This is a genomic window from Lishizhenia sp. (genome assembly GCF_057456495.1).
Genome location: NZ_JBVCPV010000075.1, coordinates 1 through 12,618, shown reverse-complemented (window position 1 = coordinate 12,618; position 12,618 = coordinate 1). Strand labels below are relative to the sequence as shown.

Sequence of the window (12,618 nt, the reverse complement as noted above, 5' to 3'; positions counted from 1 at the left end):
CATTTTGGACCTACTTCTGTAACTCAGGCTGTTAATTGTTACGAAGGGGAAACGGGGCCAGGGGTTGCTTTTATTCCAGCCATAGATTTTGACACGGAGGTAATTTCTGAAGATGGTTTTTACCTTTCAGGAGATCCAGCCTCTCCAACAATGGAAGTATTTGGAACGGGGGATGAGTTAGCATATTTGAATGGAACCATCGCTGAAGGAACCGTATATACCTTTACTAAAACAGGCGTAGGAACAGATGAAACGATAGAGCAAGGAATTGACTTCACCGTTGCACCGAACCCATCACAAGATTTTATTCATATTACTTTAAAAGAAGAGATAGAAACGGAAACAATTTCAGTTGTTGATTTACAAGGTAAAGTGGTGTTAAATGATTTAAACAAAAACCAGAAAATAGATGTGAGTACATTAGAAGCTGGAGTGTACATAGTACAAATTCAAACATCAACTGGTTTATCCACGCAAAGGTTTATCAAGAAATAGCATAATGAAATTTAAGTTAAGGTCGGGAGTTCTCGACCTTTTTTATGTTGTTTAGTTCTTACAGGAAACAGATTTAACACGAAACTACAAGAAGGTAGTTTGAACCACAAAGGTCACAAAGGTTTTTCTTTGGATAAAGAACGGGGGATGGTGTAATGAAGTCTCTCCATGTTAAATCATTGAATCATTGAATTGCTGGGTGTCGGTCTTCTAGATTTCTCGAACCTCAGACCTCAATTTTATCAATCCATAAGCTTTACTAAGACCGGTTCCTCGACTCCGCTCGGAAACCTGTCACAAATGCTAAAACAATAAGTTATAATTAAGGTTCTCGAGCAGAGTTGACAGACAATTCCCTCGACCAATCTAAAAGTCTATGAATCTATTCTAGCCATCTAGAAATCTAGATCTCTAGCTATCTAAACAAAAAAAGGGACGAACAATAAATGTCCATCCCTTTTCAATATCAATGCTTTTTGCAGATCATCAACCCTTTATAATAGGAGGTTCTCGAGCGGAGTCGAGAGACTAAAAGTCTAAAATTCCAATTAAGCTTCAGCCATATCAATCGCTTCAACGCGAATGATTTCTGGAGCCACTTTCTTTACGGCTTCTTCCAAACCTGCTTTCAAAGTCATCGGACTCATAGAGCATTCAGAACATGCACCCAATAATTTCACTTGAGCAACACCTTCGTCTGTAATATTTACCAATTCCATATCTCCACCATCAGCCTCTAAGAAAGGTCTTAGATCTTCTAATGCTGCATTTATTTTTTTGGTAATCTCTTCTTTATTCAAGGCCATAATTATGCTTTTTCAGCAACTTTAGCTGCTTTTTTATTTTCAACTTCTACCACAAATTTACGAACTAATTCTTCAAAGGAATTTGCAGTTGGTGTGTTTTCTTGGAATACAGCAGGTCTTCCTACGTCTCCAGATTCTCTTACACTTTGTACCAGTGGAATGTGACCTAAGAACGTTTCGTTCATACCTTCTGCCAAATTCTTGGCTCCATCTCTACCAAAGATGTAGTATTTGTTGTCTGGTAATTCAGCAGGTGTAAACCAAGCCATGTTCTCAATTAAACCAACAACAGGAACCTTGATTCCGTCTAGTTTAAACATGTTCACTCCTTTACGTGCATCGGCCAAAGCTACTTCCTGTGGTGTAGAAACAATCACTGCTCCATCTAAAGGAACTGTTTGTACCAATGATAAGTGGATGTCACCTGTTCCTGGAGGTAAATCAATTAACAAGTAATCCAATTCTCCCCAGTAAGTATCTGTAAATAATTGTGTCAATGCTTTAGAAGCCATAGGTCCTCTCCAAACAACAGCGTTGTCTTGCTCTGTAAAGAAACCGATAGACATGATCTGAATACCGTAGCTCATTACAGGAACCATTTTCTTTTCACCTTCCACTTCTATCATGGTAGGCCTTTCTCCTACTACGTCAAACATAGTTGGCATAGAAGGACCATAAATGTCGGCATCAACGATACCTACTTTGTATCCTGCTTTAGCCAATCCACCCGCAAGGTTTGCTGTAACTGTAGATTTTCCTACACCACCCTTACCAGAGGCAACGGCTACAATGTTTTTCACTTCAGGCAAGATTCTTCTGCGCGTTGCAGATTCTGCATTGCTCATACCTTTTACGGTACACTCAACTTCTATCTCTTTCCCCAATACACGTTCTAGTGCAAACTCAACGGCCTCTTCCATACGCTTTCTTGCGTGTAGAGCAGGGTTGGTAACATTAACGGTAAGTGAAATTGTGTTTCCCTCTATTACTAAGTCTTCCACTAAGTTCTGAGAAACGATATCCTTCTTTAAATCAGGTTCTAAAACATTGCCCAAGGCCTCTAATACCTTGTCTCTTGTAATTGCCATAGCTATTCTTTACGTCCGGCAAAAATAAGGCTAATACTTTAAGAAGTAAAGGATAAAGTGGGGAATGTTTAATGGGTGACTAAGAATGGTGTTGGCTTTACTCTTTTACTTCGTTAGAGAAGTATAAATTCTCTGAAATATGGATTTTATTGTTATGGATTTTCGCCTGGATTTCGTTTAATTTGATGGAGATAAAAATATACCACCATGAAAAAATCAATTTTACTTTTCTCCTTAATTCTTTCGAGTATCGTTTTCTGTCAAAATACAAACAAACATCGAATAAGTCTATTTACGGGACTTTTACAAAACTATGCTGATGGAACTGTTCCATTAAATGTAAAATCACTTTATCCTGGGAATGGCGTTTTTAACGGTTTGCTGCACAATTCAATTGGTGTCGCTTATAAAAATTACAGTCCTAAAGGGTACTGGTGGTCGGGTTCTGTGCAGTACCTGCATGAATGGAGTTATATGGAAAGGTTGAAATCAGAACGACCAATTGCAAATAGATTACATCTTACTACAGCTATGAATTTAGGTAAAACCAAAATACTAAATGAACGCTTTAGTTTAGATTATGGAATAGGTCTATTGTATAGATATGCTGAAGAAGAAGTGTTGCACATTGATGCGAACAATTTTATTTTATGGGAGGACCATATCCTTCACAGTACGGGTGTAAACGTTCAGTGTGCCTTAAATTATCAACTTGGAGACCATGTAAGTTTTTTCACAGGAGTGAACGCGAGAGCATATCTTTTCGGAGTGGAGCAAGGGGAGACAGAGTTTCTACCACTCAGCAGGAAAGTAAACGAAGGAGAGACCCTAAATTTCAGTTTAGATTTAGGTATGTCCTTTACCTTTTAATGATTTATTGGCCCTTTTCACCCCAAGAACTTTGGGGTGGAACCGCGCTTTTTATCCTACGCTTCGGTTGTCAACTAAAAAAAAGCTGGGTGCTTTCTGTGGCTTCTTAGGTCGCCCCAAAAGCGCAAGTTTTTTTAAATTTCCTTCCTGCAGGGTATCCTTACAATCGCTAAGGGGTAAAAGTATCCTTACTTCGAAATGGAGTCTTTTTGTGTAGAAACATCACTTTCTAAAGAAAATGAACGCATGTTTAAAGAGTCCGAAATCTTGGTGTAGATATCGTTCAGAATTTGCTGTTCTCTACTGTAATAGGTGAAAGAGGCGTTAAAACGCGCGCTGTCTAAATGGTACTTGGCAAAAATATCTTGCCCTTCGCGTTTTAAGATTTTGTAGTAATTGGGCAGACTCCTGTATTTGTTTTGTACGTACCCCTCTAAAACGAGTAAGTCTTGTAAAACATATTGAAAAGTGTCTTGCGGTATGAGGTTAGAAGGCCTGGGATTTTCTTCCAAATTGTTTTGGCAAGCCGTGAAAATGAAAGAAAACCCCAATATGTAAAGCCTTAATTTTTTCATGATTATCTATCGAAGGTAATACGTTGACCGTTACCGGCTTCAACAATTGCGTTGTTATGGTAAACCGTTTTTCCGTTCACGATAGTTCTATCGATAACGTGTGAGAATTTAGTTCCCTCAAAAGGAGACCATCCACATTTGTACAATAAGCTTTCTCTTGTTACTGTTTGGTCTTGCTTCGGATCCACAATAACGATATCTGCAAAGTATCCTTCTCTTAAGTATCCTCTTTCTTTTACTTGGAAACAATCAGCTGGGGCATGCGCCATTTTTTCAACTACTCTTTCTAAAGGAATAATTCCATCTTTATATTTCTCCAACATGGCCAATAAAGCATGTTGTACCAATGGTCCTCCAGAAGGAGCGCTAAAGTACTTGTTTGCTTTTTCTTCCAAGGTATGAGGTGCGTGATCTGTGGCAACAATGTCAATTCTGTTGTCTAACAAAGCCTTCCAAATTTGGTCTCTGTCGGCTGCAGACTTAACCGCTGGGTTCCACTTAATAAACGTTCCTTTTTCGTCGTAAAATTCATCTGTAAACCATAAGTGGTGTACACATGCTTCTGCAGTAATTCTTTTCTCTTTTAGAGGAATATCGTTTCTAAATAATTCAGTTTCTTTTCCTGTAGAGATATGTAAAATGTGTAAACGAGTATCAAATTTCTTGGCCAATTCTACCGCCTTGCTAGAAGAAAGGTAACAAGCTTCTTCGCTTCTAATTTCTGGGTGGTATTTAATAGGCATGTCTTCACCGTATTTTTCACGGTAAATCTCTGTGTTTCTTCTAATTGTAGCTTCGTCCTCACAGTGTGTGGCAATTAACATTGGAACTTCAGAGAATATTTTTTCCAAAGTAGCTGTTTCATCTACCAACATGTTTCCTGTACTCGATCCCATGAAGACTTTTACACCACATACGTTGTGCGGATCGGTTTGTAAAACATGCTCTATATTGTCGTTAGAGGCTCCCATGAAGAAGCTATAGTTGGCAATACTTGTATTCGCGGCAATGTCGTATTTGTCTTGCAACAATTTTTGTGTAAGCGCATTAGGAACGGTGTTAGGCATTTCCATGAAAGTGGTAATACCTCCAGCAACTGCAGCTCTACTTTCTGTACCAATGTTGGCTTTGTGTGTTAAACCTGGTTCTCTAAAGTGAACTTGGTCGTCTATACATCCAGGAAGTACATATTTTCCATCGGCGTTAATTTCTTCAGCATTTGCTTCAGAAATGTTTGCTGCCATTTTTGTAATTCTCCCGTTTTCAATAAGAATATCTAAATGTTCTTTCTTTCCTTCGTTTATTACTAAACCTCCTTTGATTACTGTTTTCATATGTACTTCTTTTGTATGTGTGGTGGTAGTTTAAGGCGTTCAACCTCGTATACCTTGGCAAAGGTAAGGCTCAAACCAAGGATTTCCCAGAAATGAACTTATAATTTTAGTCCGCGCATTTTCCAAACACCAAAAAGTGCTTCTTTGAATATACCAGAACTCATTTTTGATTCTCCGTAAAGTCTATCTACAAAAGTAATAGGAACCTCAACGATTTTAAATTTGTGTCTCTTTACGGCATATTTCATACAGATTTGAAAAGCATACCCTCTAAAGGTAATTGCATCGAAATTTACCGATTGCAATGCTTCTTTGGCGTAACATTTAAAACCTGCTGTAGTGTCTTTAATACCTATCCATAAGATCATTCGTACATAGATAGACGCAAAATAAGACATCAACACTCTATCCCAGGGCCAGTTGCTTACTTTACCACCTTTACAGTAGCGAGAACCTATGGCCAAGCCAGCATTGTTTTCTTTACAAGCTGTGTATAATCGAATTAAATCATCTGGGTTGTGGGAGAAATCACAGTCCATTTCAAAAATGTAGTCGTAATTTCTTTGGAGCGACCATTTAAAGCCATGTATGTAGGCAGTTCCTAATCCAAGTTTTCCTTCACGTTGTTCGAGGTGAAGTTGCGTAGGAAATTCTTTCTGCAGTTCTTTAACGCGTTTTGCCGTTCCATCCGGAGAATTATCGTCGATAATTAATAAGTGAAATTCTTTTTCTAAAGAGAAAACTTTGCGAACCATTTTCTCTATGTTCTCTATTTCATTATATGTGGGGATGATTACTACGCTGTCTGACACTCCATTATTTTTTAGTGTTGCTAATATAATGGAATTATCGAAGAAAGAAAACCCCCAATTTTCCTTTGTGATTATTTAACGAATAGCCGTAAAATAAGATGTTACGGGAGTAAATGGGATCTCGGAGTTTGTAGGGTTGAACTAGTTTTTAAAAAGTGTATCCATCACTTCATAAATCAAATCCTGTTCGTAGCCTTTCGCATGTAAATAGCGCATTACTTTAGCGCGCTGTTGCCATTCGTTTTCAGATGCTTTTAAACTAGCTTTTTTCCGTTGTGCTAAATGGACTAGGGTTGAATAATAGGCGTCAGGTTCTATGATAGATAAGCCTTTTTTTATGGAATATTCGGAAACACGCTTTTGTTTAAGGTGTTGTTTTATTTTGTTACGCCCCCATTTTTTTATGTTGAACTTTCCAGAAACGAAGCTTTCAGCAAAGCGTTCTTCATCTAAAAAACGATTAGAAATAAGATCTGCGATGAGCACATTTCTGTCTTCTTCGTCTAATCCCCAAGAAAATAATTTGTTTTCAACCTCAGAATGGCAGCGGTCTTGATAGGCGCAGTAGGCTTCAATTTTTTGCTTAGCCTCTAAAAGCGAGTATTTGCACTCCGACTTCATGTCAGAGTGCAATTTTCTCATTTTTTTTGTTGACAAAAGAGTATTCCATAAAATGGTTAGCTGTAATTCCTCTTACCGGAATCCACTTCTTGTATTTAAAGAACCATTTCACTTGCTTACTAATTAGTCCACGTTTGAAGTATGCTTCGATATATGGGTGTACTAATAAAGTAATATCAGTTTCTTTTTTGTCTTGGATTAAGAAATCCAAATTCGTTTCAATTTCTTCGGTGAAAAGGATACTTGCAGTAACCTCTCCTGTACCGTTACATGCCGGACACGTTTCATTGGTATTGATGTCAGTTTCCGGTCTTGTGCGTTGTCTCGTTATCTCAATAACCCCAAAACGCGATGGAGGAAGGATGTTGTGTTTGGCGCGGTCCGGTTTCATGAATTCCTTCATTTTCTCGTACAACGCTCTGTTGTTTTCCTTCTCGTGCATATCGATAAAATCAACAGCTACGATACCACCCATGTCACGCAGTTGCAATACTCTTGCTAATTCTTCAGCGGCCTCAATGTTGGTTGCCAAAGCATTGCTTTCTTGATTGTCTGCGCCCTTTCTGTTTCCACTATTCACGTCAACAACGTGCATAGCTTCTGTGTGTTCAATAATTAAGTATCCACCACTTGGTAATGGAACCTTCTTACCAAACAAAGCTTTAATTTGGCGGTTAATGCCAAACTTTTCGAAAATTTCTAATTTTCCGTTGTAATGCTTTAAAATTTTCTCTCTTCCAGGAGCTATACTTTCAATGTAATCGCTCATTTCTTCTAGAAGCTGTTCGTCGTTTACATGTATGTTAGTAAAACTACTGTTGAGAAGGTCTCTTAATAAACCAGATGCTTTTCCAATTTCACCTAAAACGCGTTTAGGTGGAGTGGATTGTTGCAAATTCTGATGCATTAACTTCCACTTCTCCAAGAGATTTTTTAAGTCATTATCTAGTTGCTCGACCTTTTTATTTTCTGCTACAGTTCTGATAATTACCCCGAAGTTTTTCGGTTTAATATCGCGCATGATGTCTCTCAAACGATCGCGTTCTTTGTGATCTTTGATCTTTTGTGAGATGCTCACTTTTTCAGAAAAGGGTACTAAAACCAAAAATCTTCCCGCCAATGTTACTTCGGCGCTAAGACGTGGACCTTTACTTGAAATAGGTTCTTTAGCTACTTGTACCAATATAGGTTGAGTAGAAGATACTATATCTGTAATCTTCCCGTCTTTCGGAATGTCTTCTTCTGACTTAAAATAAAGAAGGTCGGCCACGTTCTGCTTGCTTTGCAAGGTTTGTCGTGTAAACTTATCGAGCGATCTAAATTGCGGACCAAGGTCTAAGTAATGCAAAAATGCATCCTTTTCGTACCCAACATCTACAAAACAGGCATTCAAACTAGGGACAACTTTTCTAACTTTTCCGAGGTAAATATCACCTACAGAAAACTCAGTTTGCCCTTGTTCTTCATGCAACTCAATCAGCTTTCCATCCTTTAACAAAGCAATCCAAACTCCATTTGGTCTGGAGTCGATTACTAATTCGTAATTCACGGAAGCCGTTTTAAAATGTGAATAAATACAAATGACTTAGCGATACGAAATCACTAAGTCAATTTGCTAATAACTTTAAAATGTCAGAAGATTATTTTTTCTTCTTGTGACGGTTTTTTCTAAGTCTTTTCTTTCTCTTGTGAGTAGACATCTTATGTCTTTTTCTTTTCTTACCACTTGGCATAACTCTATGTATTAAATGTTAGTATTCTACTTTAAAAATCTTCTTTCGCACGGGGCGAAAAAACTCCCATTCTTTCAAATGGGAGTGCAAAGGTATAAAATATTTAGTAAAATATCCGAATAAGGGATTATTTTACAGCAACTTTAGTTTTTACTTCTTCCACGAAAGTCTTTGCAGGCTTAAATGAAGGTATGTTGTGCGCAGGAATTATGATTGTTGTGTTCTTAGAAATGTTTCTACCCGTTTTCTCAGCTCTTTCTTTCACAACAAAGCTACCGAAACCTCTTAAATATACGTTCTCTCCCTTAGTTAAAGACGATTTGATAGATGCCATAAAAGCCTCTACTGCCTTTTGTGCTTCAACTCTCTCTAATCCTGTTTCCTCAGAAATTTCAGCAATAATGTCTGCTTTAGTCATTTTTGTAATTTTTATTATTTATAACAACAATGTGATTTTCAGGCGCAAAAGTAATTAGCTTTAATGGTTTACCTTTGCTTTTTCTCAAAAAAAATTAAAAAAAAATTAATCTATGTCAGATTTTGGTCGTCAAATTATAAACTGGTACGAAGAAAATAAGCGTGTATTACCTTGGCGCTCAACGCAAGAGCCGTACCGTATTTGGCTCTCAGAAATCATCCTTCAACAAACAAGAGTTGCACAAGGGTTGAGTTATTATGAACGTTTTGTTAAGGAATTTCCGGAGGTTAAAGATTTGGCAAATGCATCCGAACAAGAAGTTTTGAAGCTCTGGCAAGGCTTGGGGTATTACAGTAGAGCAAGAAATTTACATTTTGCGGCCAAGCAAGTCATAGACGATTTTGGAGGAGTTTTTCCATCCGATTATAAAAGTATTAAAAGCTTGAAGGGAGTGGGAGATTATACAGCCGCTGCCATCGCATCTTTTGCTTTTCATTTGCCACATCCGGTGGTTGATGGAAATGTTTACAGGTTGCTATCGCGCTATTTTAATGATGCAACTCCCATAGATACTACTCAAGGTAAAAAGCAGTTTCAGTCTTATGCAGACGAGTTGATGATTCCTGAAGAAATTGCCAGTTTTAATCAAGCGATGATGGAGATGGGAGCGATGGTATGTACACCTAAAAATCCGAATTGTGAGCAATGTCCTTTACAAACAGGTTGTATTGCCCTTCAAGAAGGTACACAACTAGAGCTACCCGTTAAGTCTAAGAAGATAAAGGTACAGGATAGATTTTTACACTATATAGTAGTAGATGAGCAAGCTTATTATTTACAGCAACGCGACGATAAAGGTATTTGGCGCAACATGTTTGAGTTTCCTTTAATAGAAACCAAGAAGGCAGAAGAAACTATAGAAGAACTTGCAGAAGAAAAAGGTTTTGAGATAAAGGGAAGGGTGATGTATGAAACCAAGCATGTTTTAAGTCACCAAAAGTTGCACGTTAAATTTTGGAAAGCCTCGGCAAAAGAGGATGTTTTAAATAATTATATCAAGGTTGATCATTTAGAGGACCATGCTATACCCAGGGTGATAGATAGGTTTTTAGAGGAACATTTAGAAAAGGCTTAAGTGATCTATAAAGCTTCGGGCAGATATTTTTCCCTCCTTCTATTTACTTTATATTATCTTTGTTTTACATTTGTTACTATGGCTGGAAGCGTAAATAAAGTTATTTTGATAGGGAATCTAGGAAGAGACCCTGAAGTTAGAATGTTAGATAATAACGTGAAATTGTGTAGATTCTCTATCGCAACTTCTGAATCTTATACAGATAAAAACACAGGAGAAAGAAGAGATAATACAGAGTGGCACAATATCGTTGTTTGGAGAGGTTTGGCTGATGTTGCCGAGAAGTACTTGAAAAAAGGAAATAAGGTTTACATTGAAGGAAAACTGAGAACAAGAAACTGGCAAGACGAAAATAACCAAACGCGTTATGCAACAGAAGTTGTGGCTGATAACATGACGATGTTGACGTCTAGAGCAGAAGCACAGTCTATGCAACAAAATGCTCCTACGCAACAACCGTATAATAATGCTGGTACTCCACAGCAGCCAACTGAAAAATTGGCAAATGATTTAATTGACGATCAGGACGACGATTTACCATTCTAGAATCTATGGATATTGAACCCGCCAGTTGTTTTCTTGCGATATTAAACGTTGATATTGAACTTGGGATAAGTTTTGTTGTCCTAGCAATATTATTGCTTTTATCGGCTTTGGTCTCAGGATCAGAAGTAGCCTTTTTCTCCTTAGGTCCAAACGAAAAAGAAGAACTCAAAACTGGAAAGAGTAAATCTTCAGAAACTACTATTACTTTAATTAATGATCCCAAAGAATTATTGGCTACTATACTTATCGCCAATAACTTCATTAATGTAGGGATAGTTATTTTATCGAGTTATGTTTTTGGTCAAATATACCCAGAGGATTATGGAATTCCATGGGTGAGAACCTTAATAGAAGTAGCAGGGATTACCTTCATTATCTTGTTGATAGGGGAGGTTATACCTAAAGTATATGCCAACAGAAATCCATTAAAGCTTTCTTTGTTCATGTCTAAACCTATTTATTCCATCGGTAGAATACCTCCGATATCCTGGATGAAATTAGGTTTGGTTCGCGGTACAGAATTTATCAATAAAGCAGCGAAGAAAAGATCTCTTGATGTTTCTACGGATGACCTTGAAAATGCTTTGGAATTAACGCGAGAGGAGAACGATACAGAAGACGATCACAGAATCTTAGAAGGAATTGTGAAATTTGGTAACACCGATGTGCGCCAAATAATGCGTCCACGTTTGGATGTTACTGCAATAGAGGAGAATTCTACATACAGAGAGTTGATGGATATGATACTCGAAGCAGGTTTTTCTAGGATTCCAGTGTATAAAGAGAATTTTGATGACGTTATCGGTATCGTTTATATCAAAGATTTATTGCCTCACTTAAATGAGGAAGAAGATTTCAATTGGCAATCATTGCTAAGAACACCCTTCTTTGTTCCGGAAAATAAAAAGATTGATGATCTTTTAAAGGAATTCCAAGACATGAAAATGCACATGGCCGTTGTGGTTGATGAGTATGGAGGAGCATCTGGAATTGTTACTTTAGAAGATGTATTGGAAGAAATTGTTGGGGATATTACCGATGAGTTCGACGACGATGATTTAGTTTATACCAAGGTAGATGAGAGTACTTATGTATTCGAAGGTAAAACGCCTTTGGTGGATTTGTACAAAGTTTTAGAAATAGACGGTAAGAATTTCGAAGAAGCCAAAGGTGAGTCAGATTCTATCGCAGGCTTCATCATAGAACAAGCCGGAAAGATTTTAAAGAATAACGAATACATCATTTTCGATCACTACAAATTTGTAGTAGAATCTTCTGATAAACGAAGAGTGAAAATGGTAAAAGTAATAGTGTTAGATGATGTGGAGAATAACTAGTGTTTTCATAGTGTTGAGTTTACTTTTTGTAGCATGTGAGGATGAAAATTACATTCCCAAACCTTCTACTTATTTCAAATTAAACTTCCCAGAAAGGGTTTATAAAAACTACCAAGATACCTGTGGTTTTAGTTTTACTATTCCATCTTATTTCGAAGTGGTAGATAAAAAAGACCAGCGAAACCCTTGTAACAGAGATATCAATTTTAAAGGGTTAAATGGAACTTTGTTTTTGAGTTATATTCCCATGGAAACGGAGCTTTATCGTTACATAGATTATTCGCTTTCTAAGGTGGATGAGCACAAAATAAAGGCGTCCTTTATCAAAGACACTACTTTATTATATCCAGAGCACGGAGTGTATGGAACTTACTTTTTTCTAGGAGGAGATGTAGCCAAACCTATACAGTTCTATTTAACAGATTCTTCGGATATTTTTATGAGTGGATATGTGATGTTTAACGCTGTTCCTTCTTATGATTCAATTAAACCAGTACTTAATTTTGTGGAAGAAGATATTCTTAAGATGTTGGAATCAACCAAGTTTTAAGTTGAATTAATCTACCTTTCTAATTTTCATACGTAGTTAGTAGTGAGGAGAATAAGGGAAATTCCCATTTTATTTCCTTAATTTTAATGCTAAATACTACAATATGAGGATATTATTACTTTGCTGCTTTTCACTTTTTTTGTCGTGCCTATCCGCACAAACTTATTCGCGCGTTAAGATTTGGTCCACAACAGATCAGTTACATGAACTGAATGCCTTGGGATTATCTTTAGATGATGTTCAATACAAAAAGAATACTTTTATAATTGGCGAGTATCCCTCAGAGCAAATAGAGGCT

15 protein-coding genes are annotated in these 12,618 nt (G+C 37.2%); 7 read left to right on the top strand and 8 right to left on the bottom strand.

Features of this window, described 5'->3' with window-relative positions:
• On the top strand, positions 1–495 hold a 495-nt coding region (locus AC22ZQ_RS07140; protein WP_318958095.1), incomplete at its 5' end, for a T9SS type A sorting domain-containing protein.
• Positions 496–1,043: 548 nt separating this feature from the next.
• On the opposite strand, the gene AC22ZQ_RS07135 is transcribed toward AC22ZQ_RS07140, so the two are convergent.
• Together AC22ZQ_RS07135 and AC22ZQ_RS07130 are read right to left on the bottom strand one after the other, a co-directional pair.
• Positions 1,044–1,301: a NifU family protein gene (locus AC22ZQ_RS07135; protein WP_318958094.1), complete on the bottom strand. Its 258-nt coding sequence runs from the start codon at positions 1,299–1,301 to the stop codon at positions 1,044–1,046.
• 2 nt (positions 1,302–1,303) lie between these two features.
• Positions 1,304–2,389: an Mrp/NBP35 family ATP-binding protein gene (locus tag AC22ZQ_RS07130; protein WP_318958093.1), complete on the bottom strand. Its 1,086-nt coding sequence runs from the start codon at positions 2,387–2,389 to the stop codon at positions 1,304–1,306.
• Positions 2,390–2,596: 207 nt separating this feature from the next.
• Between AC22ZQ_RS07130 and AC22ZQ_RS07125 the strand changes: the two genes are divergently transcribed.
• Positions 2,597–3,259, top strand: coding sequence for a hypothetical protein (locus tag AC22ZQ_RS07125; protein ID WP_318958092.1), 663 nt, complete (start codon positions 2,597–2,599; stop codon positions 3,257–3,259).
• A 188-nt stretch (positions 3,260–3,447) separates the two neighbouring features.
• On the opposite strand, the gene AC22ZQ_RS07120 is transcribed toward AC22ZQ_RS07125, so the two are convergent.
• From AC22ZQ_RS07120 to AC22ZQ_RS07095, 6 genes are all read right to left on the bottom strand, one after another.
• A complete protein-coding gene (locus AC22ZQ_RS07120) occupies positions 3,448–3,834 on the bottom strand; it encodes a DUF4296 domain-containing protein (RefSeq protein ID WP_318958091.1) in 387 nt (128 codons plus the stop codon).
• Between the two features lie 2 nt (positions 3,835–3,836).
• Positions 3,837–5,168, bottom strand: a complete 1,332-nt coding sequence (locus tag AC22ZQ_RS07115) for a dihydroorotase (protein WP_318958090.1) — start codon at positions 5,166–5,168, stop codon at positions 3,837–3,839.
• 98 nt (positions 5,169–5,266) lie between these two features.
• The gene (locus AC22ZQ_RS07110) at positions 5,267–5,980 is read right to left on the bottom strand and encodes a polyprenol monophosphomannose synthase (RefSeq protein WP_318958089.1); all 714 of its coding nucleotides are present in this window, start codon (positions 5,978–5,980) and stop codon (positions 5,267–5,269) included.
• A gap of 141 nt (positions 5,981–6,121) precedes the next feature.
• Positions 6,122–6,622 carry a regulatory protein RecX gene (locus AC22ZQ_RS07105; protein WP_318958088.1) on the bottom strand — a complete coding sequence of 167 codons (501 nt, stop codon included), beginning with the start codon at positions 6,620–6,622 and terminating at the stop codon, positions 6,122–6,124.
• Positions 6,603–8,150, bottom strand: coding sequence for an Rne/Rng family ribonuclease (locus AC22ZQ_RS07100; protein WP_318958087.1), 1,548 nt, complete (start codon positions 8,148–8,150; stop codon positions 6,603–6,605). The genes AC22ZQ_RS07105 and AC22ZQ_RS07100 overlap by 20 nt, the downstream gene beginning before the upstream one ends.
• A gap of 311 nt (positions 8,151–8,461) precedes the next feature.
• Entirely contained in the window at positions 8,462–8,752 is a 291-nt protein-coding gene (locus AC22ZQ_RS07095) for an HU family DNA-binding protein (RefSeq protein WP_090248495.1), read from the bottom strand.
• Between the two features lie 112 nt (positions 8,753–8,864).
• Here AC22ZQ_RS07095 and mutY point away from each other — a divergent pair, with 112 nt between their 5' ends.
• The 5 genes from mutY to AC22ZQ_RS07070 form a co-directional block, all read left to right on the top strand.
• The gene (gene mutY / locus AC22ZQ_RS07090; RefSeq protein ID WP_318958086.1) at positions 8,865–9,887 is read left to right on the top strand and encodes an A/G-specific adenine glycosylase; all 1,023 of its coding nucleotides are present in this window, start codon (positions 8,865–8,867) and stop codon (positions 9,885–9,887) included.
• Positions 9,888–9,965: 78 nt separating this feature from the next.
• Positions 9,966–10,433, top strand: coding sequence for a single-stranded DNA-binding protein (locus tag AC22ZQ_RS07085; RefSeq protein ID WP_318958085.1), 468 nt, complete (start codon positions 9,966–9,968; stop codon positions 10,431–10,433).
• A gap of 5 nt (positions 10,434–10,438) precedes the next feature.
• Positions 10,439–11,770 carry a gliding motility-associated protein GldE gene (gldE, locus tag AC22ZQ_RS07080; protein WP_318958084.1) on the top strand — a complete coding sequence of 444 codons (1,332 nt, stop codon included), beginning with the start codon at positions 10,439–10,441 and terminating at the stop codon, positions 11,768–11,770.
• Entirely contained in the window at positions 11,751–12,320 is a 570-nt protein-coding gene (gene gldD, locus AC22ZQ_RS07075) for a gliding motility lipoprotein GldD (protein WP_318958083.1), read from the top strand. The genes gldE and gldD overlap by 20 nt, the downstream gene beginning before the upstream one ends.
• A gap of 103 nt (positions 12,321–12,423) precedes the next feature.
• The coding region (locus AC22ZQ_RS07070) for a hypothetical protein (protein ID WP_318958082.1) at positions 12,424–12,618 on the top strand (195 nt) is incomplete at its 3' end.